Here is an 18077-nt window from a genome sequence, read left to right as displayed (position 1 = left end):
TCCTGTTCAGAGCGAGGCAACCTCACTCATCGGGTCGATCAGCACCTTCGCGTGGTGGGCGGCCGACCCGAGCGCATCGAACGCCGGCGCGACCCCTTCGAGTCCGACCGTCGCAGTGATCATCGGCGCGACGTCGACCTTGCCCGCGGCGATCATCTGCAGCGTCTCGTGGAATTCGGCCGGGTCGTAGACGAACACGAATCGCAGTTCGATCTCCTTGTTGAGCGCCATCGCCGGGCGGAATGTGTCCGGTTCCATGCACACACCGACCACGACGACACGTGAGCGGAACGGGGCGTTGGACACGATGTGCTCGATCATGCCGGGGGTGCCCACGCATTCGAAGATCACCGGCCCCTTCGGCGTCGCGCCGAGCCGATCGGCGATCCGGAACAGGGAGTTCCACGGGGCCAACGGAATTCGACGCAGGGTGTGCATGGCATCGAATGCGGTGCCGAGCAGGTCCTGCGCGGCGGTGACGTATTTCCCCTCCTGGGCACACCGGTCGAACGGCGACTCCACGGCCGGGTCGACGACGATGTCGGCGCCGACGCGGCCGGCCAGCGCCCGGCGTCCCTCGGACAGGTCGCTCGCGATCACGGTGCGCACGCCCGACGCCTTGAGCATGGCGATGACCGCGAGGCCGATGGGCCCGCACCCGATCACCACGGCGACATCGCGCCGGCCGACCTCGCCGCGTCGGACCGCGTGATGGGCGACGGAAAGGGGTTCGGTGAGGGCGGCGTGGTCGACCGACAGCCCGTCGGGGATCTCGAAGGTCATGTCCTCCGACACCAGCACGAACTGCGCGTAGGCGCCCGGGGCCGACGCCGTCAGGCCGGTCAGGTGCGCCTCGTCGCCGTGGCGGATCATCGGCACCGCCACCACCGGCGTCCCCGGCGCCCACAGCTTGCGGCATCCGGGACCGTAGGACACCACCTCGCCGGCGAACTCGTGACCCATGACGACCGACTGGTCGGACCGCATGAACGCGTCGTAACCGACCTCGCCGGACACATCGGCGGTCGCATCGCAGTGCACGCGGGCGTGGAGGTCGGAACCGCAGATGCCCGCCCGCAGAACACGCAGGAGAACCTGCCCGGTTTCCGGTACGGGGGTGGGGACGTCCTGGACGGTCAGCTCACCGGCTCGACACACGACTGCACGCATGCCTCAATGGGTAGCAGCCGACGGGCGCTGCGTCAGCTGAAATGCGGGGTCAGCCGAAATGCGGGGTCAGCCGAAGTAGACACTTCCGCGGCGGCTCAGCATCCGGAACAGGGTCTGCTGAATCTCTTCGCGTACATGGTCGGTGAGGTCGAAGACCACCATCGGGTCGTCCGCCGACGACTCGTCGTAGGAACCGGTCTCGATCGGGCGGCCGAAGTGGATGTGCCACTTCGACGGCAACGGCACCATGCCCAGGGGCCCGAGCCACGGGAACAGTGGCGTGATCGGGAAGTACGGCAGGCCGAGCACCTTGGCGAGCGGCTTGAGGTCGGCGAGCATCGGATAGATCTCCTCCGAGCCCACGATCGACACCGGGATGATCGGCGCCGCGTTGCGCAGCGCGGTCGTCACGAAGCCGCCCCGGCCGAACCGTTGCAGCTTGTACCGGTCCTTGTAGAGCTTGCCGATGCCCTTGAACCCTTCCGGCCATACGGCGGTGAGTTCACCGGCGCGCAGGAGTCGGTCGGCGTCGTTGTTGCAGGCGAGCGTCGCGCCGATACGCCGCGCGACCTCGCTGATGCCCGGTGAGTCGAAGGCCATGTCGGCGGCGAGGACACGTAGATACCGATTGTCGGGATGGTTGTCGCGGACGGCCAGCGAGGTGATGATCGCGTCGACCGGAATGGTGCCGGCGTGGTTGGCAACGAGCAGCGCACCGCCCTCGAGGGGCAGATTCTCGATACCGGTGACCTCGACGCGGAACCACTTCTCGTAGACCTGGCGGAGCGCCGGAAACCACACCGATTCGGTGAAATGGGGGTCGAATCCGAACTCGTCGACCTCGTACTCGCCCGCCATCCGTTCGCGGATGAAACCCGCGGTGGAGGTCAGGGTGTCGGCGACGGCGTTCCGGATGCCCCCGAGACTGAACAGCGGGCTCGACTTGGACGGGCCGCGGTGCTCGACACCGAGCGCCTCATCCGACAGCGCGATCTCGTTGCTGATCGGGGTCACCCGCGCGGGCGAGCGGCCGAATCCATCGGTGTTGGGATGGCCGAGCATCGAATCACCTTGCATGACACCGGTATTCGTGCGCTGTCCCGGAACCTGCTGGCTCGGATGTCGACGGCGCCCCGAATCACGTGCACCGCGGCGATCCGCAGAGGCGTCCGGACCCGACGGTGACGCGTAGAGCTGTATGACCTTGGCGGTACGTGCATCCGTCGCTCCGCTACCTGGCAAGGCGCTCACCCCTTGTTCTTGTCCCGTGGATCGTCCGTGTCGGTGAACCCCCCGCTCGACGTCTGAACCGGGGTGCCTGAACTACTGGCCGTCGTTCCGTCACAAGCCATCCCCCCAGGCCGGCAGACGTAACGCTGCGTCGTCGATGACATGAAACGAGAACCCGGGAACGACCCGCGATCTCCCCGTGTGATCGTCAGCATGTTCCCGAAGTCTCACCCGTCGCCCGCGGTGGAGTGATTCCCCCGCGCGCGATGTGGGTCTGGCGACCAAGTCTAGAGGTTGCACCGACGTTGCGCACGTCGACGGCCACACCTCGCACCAATCTCATCCACAACTCACTGGAGTTGATGTGCGGCCGAGACGACACGCTGCTCCAGAGCCCGCCAGACGTCGGTCCCGATCACCGGCGTCACGCCGCTGCGTTTCACGAAGTCATCCAGGGTTTCCATGGTCGTGTACCGCGGCACGAAACCCAACTCGGTGCGCATCCTGGTGGTGTCCAGCACCCTGCCGTAGGTGAGGAACTCGGTCTGCGAGGAACGGAGCTTCGCCGAGCGCAGGTCCTGGAACACTCCGGCGATCGGCGCGAGGAGACCACTCGGCACCGGCAGTTCGACGTGCCCGACCCGCCGGATGGCCTGCGACAACGTCACCACACCCTCACCGGAGAGGTTGAACGTGCCGGGCTTGCCGGCGAGGGTCACGTGCTCCATCGCCGCGAGTGCGTCCTCCTCGTGGAGGAACTGCAGGCGCGGCTGGTATCCGATGACCGTCGGGACGACCGGCGCCGACAGGTACGAACCCATGCGCGTGGTGATCCGCGGTCCGAGCATCGCCTGTGGGCGCACGATCGTGATGTCGATGTCCGGGCGGCGGCGTCCGAGTCCGCGGACGTAGCCCTCGACGTCGAGGAGGTCGCGGCCGTAACCCCGCTTGGGCTCGCGGCGTGCGCGGGTCTCCTCGGAGAAGTGCGACGGGTCGTGTGCACTGGAGCCGTAGACCATCCCGGTCGACCGAAGTACGAGCCGCTTCACCGACGGCGTCCGCTGGCAGGCCGCACAGACCTGCATCGCGCCGACCACGTTGAACTCCTTGATGGCCGCCGAGTGCGGGGCGGTGTCGGCGATCGACGTCGCGGCGTGGACCACCGTGTCGACCTCGTACGACACCAGCGCCTTTGCGATGGTGGGTCGCCGGATGTCCAGACGCAGGAACTCCGCACGCCCCATCCGGCGCAGGAGGTCCTTGCGCGGCACCCGGGAGTCCACGGCCAGCACACGTTCGATCTGCGGATTGGCCGCGAGCCTTGCGACAAGGTACCCGCCGAGAAAAGTCGACGCCCCGGTCACCAGGACGACCCGGGGCAGCACTGCGGAGGATTCGGCCATGGCGTCGAGGCTAACGTCATCGGCCCGTTTCAGCCCGTCGAGGGCCCCGGATCGGGTCCATCAAACAGCAAAAGGACCCGCCGAGGCGGGTCCTGGTGCCATGAGAGTGCTTATTTGCCGAGTTTGCGGCGCTGCACCCGGGTTCGACGCAGCAGCTTGCGGTGCTTCTTCTTCGACATGCGCTTGCGGCGCTTCTTGATCACTGAACCCATGGGGGCGCTTCCTCACGATTGACACTGATGTACTTGACCGACCCTGGCCTGCACTCGATCGGCTTCGTCAGTGGTCGTCGACTGGCGTCGACTACCCGGCTCGAGGAGCTCACCGGTACATCCAGGTACGCGACCACTGAGCCTACCGGGCGGTGTATCGGATCAGGAAATCGCGGTGGCCGAAATGACCACCGGGACGGTCTGCCGGCCCGGGTGAACACCCGCACCAGACACAGCACTCCCGGGGCGGCCGTGCGGCCACCCTCGGGAGTGCTGGGTAGAACTGCTGATCGGCGCGTCAGCCGAGACCGAACCTAGCCGGCGTCGAAGTACGACGTCTCCAGGTAGTCGTGCACCGCTTTCGCGTGCACACGGAACGAGCGTCCGACCCGAACCGCGGGCAGTTCGCCGTTGTGGACGAGACGGTAAACGGTCATCTTCGAAACGCGCATCAGCGACGCAACTTCGGCGACGGTGAGGAACTGCGACGCAGAGGTCGCGTTGCTCACCGAGGCCGCCCTGTCACCAGGAGTGTCTGCAGGTGCCATTGATCACTCATACCTCCGGTGCACGCGTCGCGGCCGCAGGCTTCCCCTCCTGCGGACATCAGACACGCACGTGCTTAAAGCAGCTTAGCGTGGCAGATGTGAAAAAAGCGACGTGAGGGACCGTGATTTCTGAGATTCCTGGGACTCGACCCCAACATGCTGGGGTTTAGCGGCCTGTCGACCACAACTCATGGGGTGTCGGACACCGCGTGTCCCGCCGCCAAACCCTCGACTTCCACTCGACGTCCGCCGCGGGCGCTGGCGGCCGCACAGGCGCGTGTGGCCTGGTAGACGGCGTGCCGCAGGCCGTTCGCCTCGAATTCCCGGATCGCCTCCGCGGTCGTGCCGCCCGGTGAGGTCACCGCGGCCCGCAGATCGACCGGTGACATCCCGGAATCACTCAGCAGGACCCCGGCGCCACGGATGGTCTGGATCGTCATCTCCGACGCCTGTGCGCGGGTCAGACCCAGACCGACGCCGGCGTCGATCATCGCCTCGGCGAGCAGGAAGACGTAGGCGGGACCGGACCCGGACACGGCGGTGACCGCGTCCATCTGCTTCTCGGGCACCACGGCCACCCGGCCGACGGTCTTGAGGATGTTGACGACGGCGCGCAACTGCTCATCGCCGACGTAGCGTCCGGCTGAGACCGCGGACATCGCCTCGTTGACCAGCATCGGCGTGTTCGGCATGACGCGGATGACCGGCGAACCCGCCTGTAGCGCACTCTCGTAGCGGGCCAGCGGGATGCCGGCGACGAGGGTCACGGTCACGCGCTCGGTCTGCGCGTTGTCCTCGGCCGAGGCCAGCTCCCGCAGCACCGAGTCGACGGCATCCGGCTTGACGGCGAGGAATACGTACTGCGCGGATTCGGCGGCCGTCTTCACGTCGGTCACCAGGACCCCGTATTCGTCGGCGATCTCGGACGCGCGGGATTCGAGCTTCTCCGCGACGACGAGATCCTTCGTCGGGGTTCCGGCGCCGATCAGGCCGGCCAGGAGCGCCTCCCCGATCTTGCCTCCACCGATGATGGCGATGCGTTCGGTCACGAATGTCTACCTTCCTGCGGGAATGAGTGCCAGCTGACGCGACTGGGCGACAACTGTCCCGGTCGAGTCCACCACGAGATGATCCTCTTCGAACATTCCGGGCCCGACCTCGGTACTCGTCGCGGCGAACCGCAGCCATCCCGGCGCGGGATGCCGACGCACGTAGGTGGTCAGCTGCACGGTCGGCGCCCAGCCGAACATCGCGAGGTTGAAGACCACCGGCGGCGAGATGTCGCACACCAGGACCGCGAAGTACTCGTCGGGATCGAGGCCCTTCGGACGAATCCACCCGCGCACGAGCGGCTCACCGGTCTCGCCGCGGACCATCGGGAACGTCTCGGCGTCGAGGACCAGGTCGACCGCCGCACCGAGATGGTTGATCTCGGCGATCGGCGAACCGTCCAGCGAGATCCCGGTCGACGGGGGTTCGGCGGGCGTGCCGTCGAGCACGTTGGGGCCGGAGTGATGCGGGGTCCCGGAGTCGGGGCGGGCCATCGTCACCGACGAGGACACGACCGTGCGACCCTGCTGGACCGCGTCGACCTGGAGGACCGTGACGGTCCGGCCGCGTTTGCGCACGGAGATCGCGAGGTCGACGTCGGCGGCGTCGGGTGCGGTGAGGTAGTCGCTGGCGATGGCGACCGGGATCATCGCGGCCGCCGCGTCGGCGGCCTTCGTGTCGCCGTCCTTCGTGTCGCCGTCCGGTCCCGGGGCCGGGGTGAGGGCGCTCAGCGCGGTGCGCGCCGCTTTCGCCACGACCATCTGCAGGCTTCCGCCGTGCACCTTGGGTCCGATGGTGAAGGTGTCATCGATGTACGCGCGCAAGGTGATGGAGTCGGGACCACCGCGGTCCACCTCGGTCAACGCCAATACCTCGGTGATCTTGCTGCTCATCGTCCCGCTTTCGCCGTGCCGACCCCGCGGCCGGCGAAAGACCGCAACGCGACGATCTCCGGGCGTCAGTTGTTGCGCCGGCCGGCGCTCTCGGGGTGCAGCTCCCGTTTGAGATGCTGCCGCGCAAAATCTAGCGAACGGGCCAGGAGTGCACTGCGTTCGGGTTTGGTGCGTGCACTACCGGTGGTCACCTCCAGCACGACGGCGCCGGCGAAGTCGCTCGCCGCGATCCGGCGGCACACCTCGGCGCACGGCTGTCCGCCGTCACCGGGGATGAGATGTTCGTCGGTGGCCGCACCGTGGCCGTCCGCGAGATGCAGATGGTTGAGGCTCGAGCCCATGCGCTCGAGCAGGTCGAGCGCGTCGACCCCGGCCGTCGCGGTGTGCGACAGGTCGAGTGTGTAGTTCGAGTACCCGTCGTCGGTGGGGTCGATCGACTTGCCGAAGGCGGAAGCGGCGAGGCCCGGTCCACCACCGCGCTTCTGGAGGCGTCGCACGGACGGCTCCCGGGACCCGAAGAAGCGGTCGGCCCGCATCGGGAACATGTTCTCCACGGCGATGGCGACCCCGCTGTCCTCCTCGAGTTCGCCGACGAGGTCGTCGAAGGCGGACACGTAGCCACGCTGCCAGCGAAAGGGCGGGTGCACGACGACGGTCGGCGCGCCGAGATCCTCGGCCGCCTGCACCGAGCGCGCGAGCTTCACGACCGGGTCACGTCCCCACACCCGCTGGCTGATCAGCAGGCACGGGGCGTGGATCGACAGCACCGGCACCTGATAGTGCTCCGACAGGTAGGCGACGTGCCGGATGTCCTGGCTGGCCGGGTCGCCCCAGACCATCAGTTCGACGCCGTCGTAGCCGAGGTCGGCGGCGTAGGCGAAGGCCGCCTCGGTGTTCTGCGGGTAGACCGAGGCGGTCGACAGGCCGATGGGTATCTCCGGCCTGGGGAGCGGAGGCGGCTCGGGCGGCGTCACGTGGCCAGGAGCACCAGTGGACCGATGGTCACCAGCAGGCCGACCCCCAACGCGAGCAGCGTCGTGGTCAGGTCCTTGGTGCGCCGCACGACGTGCGACAACGTGACGATCCCGAAGATGACCAGGACCGCTAGCACCAGCGCGAAGTACGGATTCCAGCGCCACAGTTCGGTGAAGCCCCAGAACAGGCCGATGCCGACGACCAGACCTGCGACTGCCTGACCGAAGATCAGGAGCCAGGCGACAGCCGGCGACCTCTCCTCCCTGGTCTCGTCGACCTCGGCCTCGTCGGTCTCGTCGCCGGTGACCGCGGGCCTCGCGGCCTCGTCGTTCTCGGGCGTCGACATACCCGCGACGGCGCCCTCCGACGACCCTTCGCTGTCACCACCGGGGGTCTCGTCGAGGTCGGCGGTCTCCGCGAGACGGGCGGTGTCGGGCTTGGCCGGATCTTCGGGCTCGGATGAGGTGGTGGACTCGGCCGATTCGCTGGGCTGGTCATCCTCCTCGTCGACGACCGGCGCCGACCACGCCTCGGTGTCGTACCACTGGGCCGACGCCTGCCAGTCCACGGTCTCGGCGGTCTCCGCGGGCCGGGTGTCCTCGCCGCGGGTGTCCACCGCGGCCGACTCCTCGGGAGCGGCGGCGTCCTCCGGGGTCGGGACCGGCGCGATGATCTCGGTCGGGTTCTCGTCGTCATCGCGCGCCCGCGCCGCGGCGGCTCGTGCGCGGCCACCGGCCGGGGCGGCGTCCTTTCCCGACTTCGCTGCGGCGGCCGTGGCGGCGGTTCCCGCGGCAGCGCCCGCCGATTTCCGGCTGAACAGTTTGCGTGCGAGCCCACCCAGCGCCTTGGCGCCCTTCCTGGGTCCGCTCGTCCCGACCGCCGGCTGTGCGCCGGTGTCGGCGTCGCCCTCCACGTCGGCGAAGTTGCGATAGGCGTCGAAGTCCATGACGTCGGAGAACCCGCCATCGGCCCGCTCGCGCGGATCTGAACCGGAGTCGACCTCGGTGAGGTCGTAGGTCACCACGTCGTCGGATTCGACGACGACGAGACCCTCGTCGGAACCTTCCACGACCGGGATGATGCCGGTGACCGCGTTCGCCGACTCCTCGTCGACGGGTTCCGAGTCGCGCGGCGGGCTCATGCGCCGGGCGACGGAATCCGAGCTGAAGTCACGGGTGGCCGGCGGTGCCTCGCCGTAACCGGGCATACCGCTGGCGTTGCGACCGGACGATGCGAACGGCCGGTCCGGGCGGGACCGGTCGGCGACCGGGCGGTCGTCGGCGGCGCGACGCGCGACGGGGTTCCCCGACCGCGGGAACGGACCGCTCGGGCTCTCGGTCCTCGCCGACGATTCGGGTGCGGAAGGTTCCGATGCGGACGGTTCCGGGGTCGATGCGGTCTCGGCCGGCTCGGCCTCCGGCTGCTCGACCTCGGCGGTCTTCGCCTGGGGCGCTTCGACCTCGGACGCCTCCACCACTGCGGGTTCGGTCTGCGCGGACGCGTTCTCGTCCGCAGAAGCGGGTTTCTCGTCGGCCTGCGTGGCGGGCGCGTCGGTGATCTTCGGGATCTCGCCGGTCAGTTCGGACACCGAGACCGAGCCGTCGCGACCTGCGCGTCGCCGCCCGCGACCGTCACGCCGCGTGGGCGTCGTGCCGCCGGCCGCCTGCGACCGGGCGAGTAGTTCCGATACCGAAATGGGTCGAGATTCGGGTTCCGAATCCTTCGACATGAAGTGGCTCTCCGTCCTCGAACGTCACCGGATGCCGGTCGAGCGCATCCGCTTGGGTACCTCTCGGCGCTCGTGGACGCACCGTCGACCGTCTCCCCCATCCCGCGCGCCCGTGGGCGTCGCAGACCGGATCAGCCGACGCCGCCCCGGGCGCCAGTCGTCTGTGAGGGCTCGAACGAGTCGGCTGGTTCCGCATCGAGTCGACGCAAGATAACACCCTCCCGCAGAGCCCACGGACAGATTTCCAGTGTATCGACTTGGAGGGCCCGCATAGCCGCCTCCGCCACGAGCGCGCCGGCGACCAGCTGACCGGCACGATCGGCGCTGACGCCTTCCAGTTCGGCGCGGTCGGAGCGGGTCATGCGGGAGATGAAGGAGATGAGCTGACGGAGTCCGCTCGTCGTCAGCTCGCGCCGGACACGGGGGCCCGCGCTCGACGGTGCCGCGCCGGTCAGGCGGGCGAGGCTGCGGAAGGTCTTCGAGGTGCCGACACACAGGTCGGGTGCGCCGGGCGCGAGGAGCTCCCTGGCGGGGGCGCGCAGTTCCGCGTCGAGCCAGTCCCGCAGCACACCGATCCGACGCCGGTCCGGCGGGTCGTCGGGCAACCAGTCGCGGGTGAGTCGTCCGGCGCCGAGCGGCAGCGACAGCGCGACGTCGGGTTCCTCGTCGACGCCGTTGGACATCTCCAGCGAACCGCCGCCGATGTCGAGGGCGAGGATGCGTCCCGCGCTCCACCCGCGCCAGCGTCGGACGGCGAGTGAGGTGAGCCGCGCCTCGTCGCGCCCGGACAGGACCGTGATACGCACCCCGGTGCGCTGCTCGACCTCGTCGAGCAGATCGTCGGAGTTGGTGGCGTCGCGGACCGCCGACGTTGCGAAAGCCATCATCTGCTCGCATCCGGAGGTGCCGGCGATGTGGGTGAACTCCGTGACGGAGTCGATCAGCTTGGACACCGCCTTGTCGCTCATCCGCCCGTCGGCGTCGATCTGTTCGGCGAGGCGCAGAACGGCCTTGGTCGAACTCATGGGCGTCGGGTGGCCACCGCGATGGGCGTCGACCACCAGGAGGTGAACAGTGTTGCTGCCCACGTCCAGAACTCCTAAGCGCACGCGTCAACGGTAGTGCAGGCTCCGTGTCGGCACGATCCCGGCTACCGTTGTGGTCGTGACCGCACTCTCGCCGTCCGCGCCACGAATCACGCCCGCCCCGGAGGTCGAACTCGACTTTCCGCGTGAATGGTACGAATTCGTCGATCCGGCCGATCCCGAACACTTCATCAGAGCTGACCTCACCTGGCTGCTGTCGCACTGGACGTGCGTCTTCGGCACCCCGGCCTGCCAGGGCATCCTGCCCGGACGCGAGACCGACGGCTGCTGCAGCCACGGCGCCTACCTGTCCGACTCCGACGATCGGGAACGTCTCGCCCACGGCGTCTCCATGCTCACCCCGGAGGACTGGCAGTTCTACAAGAAGGGCTCGGGCAAGAACCCGCTCGGCCCCAAGGGGTATCTCGAGGAGGGCGACCTCGACGACGAGCCGGCGCTCAAGACGCGACTCCACAAGGGCGCGTGCATCTTTCTGAATCGTCCGGGCTTCGAGGGCGGCGTCGGATGCGCACTGCATTCGATGGCCCTGCGCAAGGGACTCGAACCGCTGACCGTCAAGCCCGACGTGTGCTGGCAGCTGCCGGTGCGCCGTGAGCAGGACTGGGTGGAACGGCCCGACGGCACCCAGATCCTGCAGACCACGATCACCGAGTTCGACCGTCGCGGATGGGGCGAGGGCGGCCACGACCTCAAGTGGTACTGCTCGGGTTCACCCGACGCCCACGTCGGCGCGAAGCAGGTGTGGGAGTCCTATGCGCCCGAGCTGACCGAGCTCCTCGGCGCCCCCGCCTACGAGGCACTCGCGGCCGCCTGCCGGCGCCGTAAGGGTCTGGGGCTCATCGCCGTTCACCCGGCGACCACCGCCGCAACCGCACGCCGCGAGACCGACGTCAAATACGAGCTGCAGCCGCCGGAGTGAGCCGGGTGCGCGGGAGACCGCGCACCCGTTTCAGGCCTCGATCTTGTACCCGAGACCGCGGACCGTGATGAGGTGTTTGGGGCTGGCCGGGTCCGGCTCGATCTTGGAGCGCAGGCGTTTGACGTGCACGTCGAGGGTCTTGGTGTCGCCGACGTAGTCCGCTCCCCAGACCCGGTCGATCAGCTGCCCGCGGGTCAGCACGCGGCCGGCATTGCGCAGGAGATACTCGAGAAGATCGAACTCCTTGAGCGGCAACGTGATCGGCTCGCCGTTGACCGCCACGGTGTGTCGTTCCACGTCCATCCGGACCGGGCCCGCCTCGACGACACCGAGATCGAGGTCGTCGTCGCCGGCGTCCGCCCCGCGGCGCAGGACCGCCCGGATGCGGGCGATGAGCTCCCGCGCCGAATACGGCTTGGTCACGTAGTCGTCGGCGCCCAGCTCCAGTCCGACGACCTTGTCGATCTCGGTGTCCCGGGCAGTCACCATGATCACCGGCACGTTCGACCGGGCACGCAGGGCCTTGCAGATCTCCGTCCCCGACATCCCGGGGAGCATCAGATCGAGAAGGACGATGTCGGGGCTGACGCGGTCGAAGGCGGGCAACGCCTGGGCACCGTCGTTGACGATGCTGGCCTCGAACCCCTCCTTGCGCAGCAGAAAGGCCAGCGGATCGGCCAGCGATTCCTCGTCCTCGACGATCAGCACGTGGGTCAACTCTCGGATTCCTTGTCGTCAGCGGACCAGCCCACGTCGGACAGGTCCTCGGGGATACACAAAGTGAAGGTGGAGCCCGTACCGGGTTCGCTCCACAGATTGATCGTGCCGCCGTGGTTGGCGGCCACGTGTTTGACGATCGCCAGGCCCAGACCGGTGCCACCGGTCATCCGCGACCTCGCCTGGTCGACCCGGAAGAAGCGCTCGAAGACACGCTGCTGGTCGGCGCGGGCGATGCCGATACCGCGGTCGGTGACGGCGATCGCCACCATGGGACGGCCGTCGATCCGGATGATGCGTCGGCTGATCGAGACGACGGTGTCGGCGGGCGAGTAGGCGATGGCGTTCGAGATGAGGTTGTTCAGGGCAGTCAACAGCAGCAGCCGGTCGCCGCGGATCGTCGCGCCCAGCGGATCGTCGGAACGCAGTTCGATCGACGCCGCCTCGGCGGTGAGCGTCGCCGCGGCGAGGGCGTCGTCGACCAGTTCGTCGACGTCGATCGGGGTGAACTCGGGGGTGTCGCCGTCCTGCAGGCGCGACAGCGCGAGCAGCTCACTCACCAGCCTGCCCATACGTTTGGTCTCCCCCACAACCCGCTGGCCGAAGTGCTGGACCGATTCGACGTCGTCGGACGATTCCAGGAGAGCCTCGGCGAGCAGCCCGATCGCGCCGACCGGTGTCTTGAGTTCGTGCGACACGTTCGCCACGAAGTCGCGGCGGGTGGCCTCGAGACGCTTGTGTTCGGTGTCGTCGAGGCCGTAGACCACGGCGTACCGCTCGTCGTCCTGCGCCACCACCTTGGCCAGGCAGCGCACATGTTCGACGGTCGGCCGCGGGGTGCGGCCGGTGGAGACGAAGCCGAGGGTCGAGGTGGGTGGACTGAACTCGAAGTTCTGCTCGACGCCGGTGTCGAGGACGTCCTTGACGGCATCCCAGACGGGGTCGGCGAGCAACATGTCGCGGACGATCCCCAGTTCGACAGCCCGGTGATTGAACATCACGACGTCGCGGAACTCGTCGACCACCGCAACGGCGGTCGACGAGTTGCGAACGACCATGCTCAGCAGGCCGGCCTTGGTCATCCGGCCGTCGGCGGTCGTCGACGCGACATCGGAATCGCGGATCTCGGCCGAGGCGGGCACAGCCCTCGGGACCTGCGCGCGGTCGGTGGCCGGGACGGGCAGGGCCGCGGCGCCGGAGGCGTCGGATTGCATGGACGTGCTACCCCGGCCGAACAAGGAGCCGAGCGAGAAGCGTCGGGGCCACCGGGAGGCGCCGAGACAGCGACCCAGGATGACTCCGAGGATGAGCGCGAGTACGAACGCGATCGTCGCGGCTGAGATTGCGGCGGTCACAGGCCCAGCTTACGGCGGAACCAACGCGAGTTGCACACGTGTCGCAGCTGTTGGGCAGCTGTTCACGTGCCGTTCGCCGAAGGCCTTGCGGCCGCCGGGTCGGACCGTCGGCGGGTGGAGCCCACGCCGGCGGCGCGGATCACTGGGGGACCGGCACCGCCATGTCGGCGAACTCCGGATGGAGCTGGATGAAACGCTGTACATACGAGCAGACCGGCACGACCTGCTTGCCACTCGCCCGGATGTCCTCGAGGACGAACCGAACCAGTTGTCCCGCATAGCCGTGCCCGCTGTATTGCTCGCGGATCACTGTGTGCGTGAGCACGACCTGATACGGCTCGGAGACATAGTCGAGGTACCCGACCACCTCGTCCTCGCCGAAGGAATCGGAGGCGAGCATCGCCTCATACCGTTCCCGAGCAGGTGAATGATCGATCCGCAGGGTGCCCACATCCGCCATAGCGTCTAATGTAGCGCGCGTCACACCCAAGAAGCTATGACGATTATGTTACGCGCTCACCGCCCGGCGTCTGCGGGCGGCGAAGGCGTGTCGGAGAGGCTACTTCTGGCCCTGGGCCGCCACCGCGGCCGCGCCGGCCGCGGCCGCCTCGGGGTCGAGGTAGGTGCCGCCCGGGTTCAGAGGCTTGAGGTTCTCGTCGAGGTCGTACCGCAGCGGGTTGCCGGTGGGGATGTTCAGACCCGCGATGTCCTCGTCGGAGATGCCGTCGAGGTACTTGACGAGCGCCCGGAGCGAGTTGCCGTGGGCGGCGACGAGCACGGTCTTGCCTGCCTGGATGTCGGCGGCGATCGTCTCGGTGAAGTACGGGATCATCCGCGCCACGACGTCCTTGAGGCACTCGGTCAGCGGCACCTCGTCGAGGTCGGCGTAGCGCGGGTCGCCGACCTGGCTGTACTCGGCGTCGGGCTCGATGGCCGGCGGCGGGGTGTCGTAGCTGCGACGCCACAGCATGAACTGCTCCTGGCCGTACTTCTCCAGGGTGTCGGCCTTGTCGAGGCCCTGGAGCGCACCGTAGTGACGCTCGTTCAGACGCCAATCGCGGACCACCGGGATCCAGTGGCGGTCGGCGGTGTCGAGAGCGATCTGCGCCGTCGAGATGGCGCGTCGCAGCAGCGAGGTGTACAGGACGTCGGGCAGCAGATCGTGCTCGACGAGCAGCTCACCGGCCCGTACGGCCTCGGCCTTGCCCTTGTCCGTGAGTGCCACGTCCACCCATCCGGTGAACTGGTTGGACGCATTCCATTCGCTCTCGCCGTGACGCATCAGGATCAGGGTGCCGTTGCTCATGGGCGATAGTTTCGCACAGACGCGCTGCGCCCTCTTCCCACCGCCCGGCCATTTGGTGTCCGGCGTCGCGATTCGCGCGGCGACCCGCACGTCCGAGGTCTAGCGTTGTCGCATGACAGCCAGCACAAACGCCGGCGAGACCGGCAAGAATGCGGAACAGCAGCCCGAGCTCAAACGCGTACTGGGCTGGAAGCTGCTGCTCCTGTTCATCATCGGCGACATCCTCGGCACCGGCGTATACGCGCTGACCGGTCAGGTGGCGGGCGAGGTCGGGGGCGCGGCGTGGCTGCCGTTCCTCATCGCCTTCGCCGTCGCGACGCTCACCGCGTTCTCCTACCTCGAACTGGTGACGAAGTATCCGCAGGCCGCCGGGGCAGCGCTCTACGTGCACAAGGCCTTCGGCATCCACTTCATCACCTTCATCGTGCTGTTCACGGTGATGTGTTCGGGCATCACGTCGGCGACGACGGCCTCCCGCGCATTCGCGGTGAACATGCTGACCGCGTTCGGCGGCGAGTCCCCCGACGCCACGAATCCCGCCCTCTACGCAGTGGCCGTCGGTTTCCTGCTGCTCGTCATGTTCATCAACTTCCGCGGCGTCGCCGAGGGCGTCGGCACCAACGTCGTCCTGACCCTCGTGGAGCTGACCGGTCTGCTGCTCGTGCTGTTCATCGGTTACTGGTTCATCGCCGGCGGCAACGCCGAGCACTGGGATGCGGTGGTGGCGTTCGAGAGTCCCGACGACAAGAACGTCTTCATCGCCGTCACCGCGGCCACCTCGCTGGCCTTCTTCGCGCTCGTCGGCTTCGAGGACTCGGTCAACATGGCCGAGGAGTGCAAGGAGCCGACCCGCATCTTCCCGAAGGTCATGCTGAGCGGCCTCGGCATCACCGCCGCCGTCTACGTCCTGATCGCGATCTGCGCCGTGGCGATCGTGCCGGTGGGCGTACTGGCCGAGAGCGAGACCCCGCTCGTCGACGTCGTCCAGGCCGCGGCGCCGGACTTCCCGATCTCGGATCTGCTGCCGTGGATCTCGATGTTCGCGGTCGCCAACACCGCCCTGATCAACATGATGATGGCGAGCCGCCTGCTCTACGGCATGGCCAAACGCGGTGTGCTGCCCAAGTTCCTGTCGTACGTCCACCCGGGGCGCCGGACCCCGTTCGCGGCCGTCATCTTCACCACGGTCATCGCCCTGTTGCTGCTCACCTACGTGAGCTCCGACCCGAAGAGTTCCATCGTCGGGCTCCTCGGCGGCACCACCGCACTCCTGCTGCTCGCGGTGTTCACCATCGTCAACATATCGGTGCTCGTGCTACGTCGGGACACGGTGGAGCACAAGCACTTCCGCACCTCCACACCCGTCGCCGTGCTCGGCGCCGTCACGTGCGGGTATCTTACCCTGCCGATCACCGGCCGCGATCCCGAGCAGTATGTGATCGCCGGCTGGCTCCTGCTCCTCGGCGTGCTCCTGTGGGCGGTGACGTACTGGTGGCACCGACGATCCGGTGACCATGCGATCAGCTACGACGAGGTGCCGCCGCATCAGATGAATTGACGGCCTCGAGGAGAGCCCGGAAATGAAGCGACCCCCGACCAGGTGATCACCTGGTCGGGGGTCGTATCTGGTAGCGGGGACAGGATTTGAACCTGCGACCTCTGGGTTATGAGCCCAGCGAGCTACCGAGCTGCTCCACCCCGCGTTGCAAGGAGCAACACTATCCGCGGGGTGCGTCCTGCACCAAATCGGCAGCTCGGACGGGTCCTTGTCCTGCGCCCGGACCTACTTGCGCAGGTCCTTGCGGAGGATCTTGCCCGACGCCGACTTCGGGATCGCCTCGATGAACTCCACCGCACGAACCTTCTTGTGCGGGGCCACCTTCGACGCCACGAACTCCATCACCTCGTCAGCGGTCAGCTCCGCCTCGGGCTGCCGGACCACGAACGCCTTCGGGATCTCCTCCCCCGACTCCGCATCGATCACACCGATGACCGCCGAGTCCGCGATCTTGTCATGGGTCAGCAGCAGGGCCTCCAACTCCGCCGGCGGCACCTGGTAGCCCTTGTACTTGATGAGCTCCTTGAGCCGATCGACGATGTAGACACACCCCGTCGGATCGACCTGCGCCATGTCACCGGTGTGCAGAAAACCGTCGGCATCGATGGTGTCGGCGGTGGCCTGCTCGTTGTTGAGGTAACCGAGCATCACGTTCGGCCCCTTCACCCACAGCTCACCCGGCTCCGAGAGCCCTTCCTGCGGAAGAGGGATGTCCTCACCGGTGGCGGGATCGACGACCTTGTTCACCGTGTTCGGCACCGGCCAGCCCGTCGACGACAGCGGCGGATCCTCACGCCCCAGCGTGGCCTGGGTGTCGAAGGGGATGATGTGCGAGACCGGGGACAGCTCGCTCATGCCGTAGCCCTGCAACATGTGCAGGTCCAAACGCTTGGCCACGGCCTGACCCAGCTCGTCGTCGAGCGGGGCCGCCCCCGACATCATCGTGTGCAGCGAAGACAGGTCGTAGTTGTCCACGATCGGGTGCTTCGCGAGCGCCACCGCGACCGGCGGCGCGATGTAGGCCATCGTCACCTTGTGGTTCTGGATGTTCTCCAAGAACTCCACCAGGTCGAATCGCGGCATGATGACCAGCGAACCGCGAGCCGCGAGAGCCGCGTTGAGCAGCACCGTCATTCCGTAGATGTGGAAGAACGGCAGCACCGCGATCACCACATCGTCGGCGGTCATGCCCTGCAACGGCTTCAGCTGGGCGACGTTGGCGACCAGGTTGCGGTGAGACAGCGCAACACCCTTGGGGTTCCCGGTCGTTCCCGAGCTGTAGGGCAACACCGCCACATGGGTGGCGGGGTCGAAGGAGACGTCCGGCGCGGGCAGGTTCGGACCCAGCAGATCCACCGCGTTCGGGTGACCCGAGGCGTCCTGCCCCTCACCGTCGAGGACGATGAGGCTCTCCGCGGCCAGCCCCACCTCGTCGGCGGCCGCCTTGGCCTGCTCGAACATCGGCGAGATGGTGACCAGCATCTTGGCGCCGGAATCCCGGAGTTGCTTGGCGATCTCAGTCGCGGTGAACAGCGCATTGATCGTCGTCGCCGTCGCGCCCGCGCGCAGGATGCCATGGAACACGGTCGCGAACGCCGGGATGTTCGGCGAGAGGATGCCCACCACGTCCCCGACCCCGATCCCCCGCGACGCCAAGGCGCCGGCCGCGGCCTCGATCTGGCCGATCAGCTGGCCGTAAGTGGTCGTCGAACCCGACTTCGGGTCCACCAGGGCGATCCGTTCGCGGTCCTCGTCGGCGACCGACCCGAACAGGTAGTCGAAGACACTCACATCGGGGATCTCGACGTCGGGGAAAGGACTGGTGAAGCTCATGGCACCTCCGGTGATGGGTCGGTTCTGCCCGCACACCGTATCAACAATCGTTGCCGCGGTGTGACCTGGACCT

At 67.8% G+C, this 18077-nt stretch carries 17 protein-coding genes and 1 tRNA gene; 2 read left to right on the top strand and 16 right to left on the bottom strand.

Translation table 11 applies throughout. The annotated features are described in order from the left end of the window. Positions 1-6: 6 nt before the first annotated feature. The 10 genes from PWF70_RS04445 to PWF70_RS04400 all read right to left on the bottom strand — a co-directional run bounded on the left by PWF70_RS04445 (position 7) and on the right by PWF70_RS04400 (position 10319). Positions 7-1170 (bottom strand): zinc-binding dehydrogenase, encoded by a 1164-nt coding sequence (locus tag PWF70_RS04445; protein ID WP_035751761.1) that lies wholly within the window; start codon positions 1168-1170, stop codon positions 7-9. Positions 1171-1236: 66 nt separating this feature from the next. Continuing rightward, on the bottom strand, positions 1237-2232 hold the full coding sequence (locus PWF70_RS04440) for a lysophospholipid acyltransferase family protein (RefSeq protein ID WP_006358533.1): 996 nt from the start codon (positions 2230-2232) through the stop codon (positions 1237-1239). Between the two features lie 518 nt (positions 2233-2750). Continuing rightward, positions 2751-3803, bottom strand: a complete 1053-nt coding sequence (locus tag PWF70_RS04435) for an NAD-dependent epimerase/dehydratase family protein (protein ID WP_006358532.1) — start codon at positions 3801-3803, stop codon at positions 2751-2753. A gap of 110 nt (positions 3804-3913) precedes the next feature. Further along, positions 3914-4015: a 30S ribosomal protein bS22 gene (locus PWF70_RS04430; RefSeq protein ID WP_003402602.1), complete on the bottom strand. Its 102-nt coding sequence runs from the start codon at positions 4013-4015 to the stop codon at positions 3914-3916. Positions 4016-4329: 314 nt separating this feature from the next. Continuing rightward, positions 4330-4563: a helix-turn-helix domain-containing protein gene (locus tag PWF70_RS04425; protein WP_006358531.1), complete on the bottom strand. Its 234-nt coding sequence runs from the start codon at positions 4561-4563 to the stop codon at positions 4330-4332. A gap of 188 nt (positions 4564-4751) precedes the next feature. Continuing rightward, entirely contained in the window at positions 4752-5612 is an 861-nt protein-coding gene (proC, locus tag PWF70_RS04420; RefSeq protein ID WP_035751763.1) for a pyrroline-5-carboxylate reductase, read from the bottom strand. Positions 5613-5618: 6 nt separating this feature from the next. After that, positions 5619-6506: a thioesterase family protein gene (locus PWF70_RS04415; protein WP_286352853.1), complete on the bottom strand. Its 888-nt coding sequence runs from the start codon at positions 6504-6506 to the stop codon at positions 5619-5621. A 65-nt stretch (positions 6507-6571) separates the two neighbouring features. Continuing rightward, positions 6572-7480, bottom strand: coding sequence for a sugar phosphate isomerase/epimerase family protein (locus PWF70_RS04410; RefSeq protein ID WP_005194240.1), 909 nt, complete (start codon positions 7478-7480; stop codon positions 6572-6574). Then, the gene (locus PWF70_RS04405; protein WP_286352852.1) at positions 7477-9210 is read right to left on the bottom strand and encodes an Rv0497 family membrane protein; all 1734 of its coding nucleotides are present in this window, start codon (positions 9208-9210) and stop codon (positions 7477-7479) included. Before PWF70_RS04405 ends, PWF70_RS04410 begins: the two co-directional genes overlap by 4 nt. A gap of 131 nt (positions 9211-9341) precedes the next feature. Then, positions 9342-10319, bottom strand: coding sequence for a Ppx/GppA family phosphatase (locus PWF70_RS04400; protein WP_187346464.1), 978 nt, complete (start codon positions 10317-10319; stop codon positions 9342-9344). 55 nt (positions 10320-10374) lie between these two features. Between PWF70_RS04400 and PWF70_RS04395 the strand changes: the two genes are divergently transcribed. Next, positions 10375-11235, top strand: a complete 861-nt coding sequence (locus PWF70_RS04395; protein WP_035752078.1) for a DUF3109 family protein — start codon at positions 10375-10377, stop codon at positions 11233-11235. Between the two features lie 30 nt (positions 11236-11265). Here PWF70_RS04395 and PWF70_RS04390 read toward each other — a convergent pair whose 3' ends face one another. The 4 genes from PWF70_RS04390 to PWF70_RS04375 all read right to left on the bottom strand — a co-directional run bounded on the left by PWF70_RS04390 (position 11266) and on the right by PWF70_RS04375 (position 14613). Beyond that, positions 11266-11952, bottom strand: coding sequence for a winged helix-turn-helix domain-containing protein (locus PWF70_RS04390; protein ID WP_006358524.1), 687 nt, complete (start codon positions 11950-11952; stop codon positions 11266-11268). Continuing rightward, a complete protein-coding gene (locus PWF70_RS04385) occupies positions 11949-13307 on the bottom strand; it encodes a sensor histidine kinase (RefSeq protein WP_006358523.1) in 1359 nt (452 codons plus the stop codon). Before PWF70_RS04385 ends, PWF70_RS04390 begins: the two co-directional genes overlap by 4 nt. Before the next feature lie 139 nt (positions 13308-13446). After that, positions 13447-13767, bottom strand: a complete 321-nt coding sequence (locus PWF70_RS04380; protein WP_006358522.1) for a GNAT family N-acetyltransferase — start codon at positions 13765-13767, stop codon at positions 13447-13449. 99 nt (positions 13768-13866) lie between these two features. Then, positions 13867-14613: a phosphoglyceromutase gene (locus PWF70_RS04375; RefSeq protein WP_006358521.1), complete on the bottom strand. Its 747-nt coding sequence runs from the start codon at positions 14611-14613 to the stop codon at positions 13867-13869. 112 nt (positions 14614-14725) lie between these two features. Between PWF70_RS04375 and PWF70_RS04370 the strand changes: the two genes are divergently transcribed. Further along, positions 14726-16171: an APC family permease gene (locus PWF70_RS04370; protein ID WP_006358520.1), complete on the top strand. Its 1446-nt coding sequence runs from the start codon at positions 14726-14728 to the stop codon at positions 16169-16171. A 68-nt stretch (positions 16172-16239) separates the two neighbouring features. Here PWF70_RS04370 and PWF70_RS04365 read toward each other — a convergent pair. Both PWF70_RS04365 and PWF70_RS04360 read right to left on the bottom strand, forming a co-directional pair. Then, positions 16240-16316: transfer RNA gene (locus PWF70_RS04365), tRNA-Met, on the bottom strand. An 80-nt stretch (positions 16317-16396) separates the two neighbouring features. Next, the gene (locus PWF70_RS04360) at positions 16397-18004 is read right to left on the bottom strand and encodes a 4-coumarate--CoA ligase family protein (protein WP_006358519.1); all 1608 of its coding nucleotides are present in this window, start codon (positions 18002-18004) and stop codon (positions 16397-16399) included. Between the last annotated feature and the right edge of the window lie 73 nt (positions 18005-18077).

The sequence above is a fragment of the Gordonia sp. Swx-4 genome (assembly GCF_030316175.1).
Classification (GTDB): domain Bacteria; phylum Actinomycetota; class Actinomycetes; order Mycobacteriales; family Mycobacteriaceae; genus Gordonia; species Gordonia alkanivorans.
This window is presented reverse-complemented; position numbering and strand designations above follow the sequence as displayed.

Excerpts from the sequence above, each read along its gene's own strand:
- PWF70_RS04405 (WP_286352852.1), bottom strand. The coding sequence starts at position 9,210 with ATGTCGAAGGATTCGGAACCCGAATCTCGACCCATTTCGGTATCGGAA.
- PWF70_RS04380 (WP_006358522.1), bottom strand. The coding sequence starts at position 13,767 with ATGGCGGATGTGGGCACCCTGCGGATCGATCATTCACCTGCTCGGGAA.
- PWF70_RS04360 (WP_006358519.1), bottom strand. The coding sequence starts at position 18,004 with ATGAGCTTCACCAGTCCTTTCCCCGACGTCGAGATCCCCGATGTGAGT.
- PWF70_RS04375 (WP_006358521.1), bottom strand. The coding sequence starts at position 14,613 with ATGAGCAACGGCACCCTGATCCTGATGCGTCACGGCGAGAGCGAATGG.
- PWF70_RS04435 (WP_006358532.1), bottom strand. The coding sequence starts at position 3,803 with ATGGCCGAATCCTCCGCAGTGCTGCCCCGGGTCGTCCTGGTGACCGGG.
- PWF70_RS04370 (WP_006358520.1), top strand. The coding sequence starts at position 14,726 with ATGACAGCCAGCACAAACGCCGGCGAGACCGGCAAGAATGCGGAACAG.
- PWF70_RS04430 (WP_003402602.1), bottom strand. The coding sequence starts at position 4,015 with ATGGGTTCAGTGATCAAGAAGCGCCGCAAGCGCATGTCGAAGAAGAAG.
- PWF70_RS04445 (WP_035751761.1), bottom strand. The coding sequence starts at position 1,170 with ATGCGTGCAGTCGTGTGTCGAGCCGGTGAGCTGACCGTCCAGGACGTC.
- PWF70_RS04415 (WP_286352853.1), bottom strand. The coding sequence starts at position 6,506 with ATGAGCAGCAAGATCACCGAGGTATTGGCGTTGACCGAGGTGGACCGC.
- PWF70_RS04425 (WP_006358531.1), bottom strand. The coding sequence starts at position 4,563 with ATGGCACCTGCAGACACTCCTGGTGACAGGGCGGCCTCGGTGAGCAAC.
- PWF70_RS04440 (WP_006358533.1), bottom strand. The coding sequence starts at position 2,232 with ATGCTCGGCCATCCCAACACCGATGGATTCGGCCGCTCGCCCGCGCGG.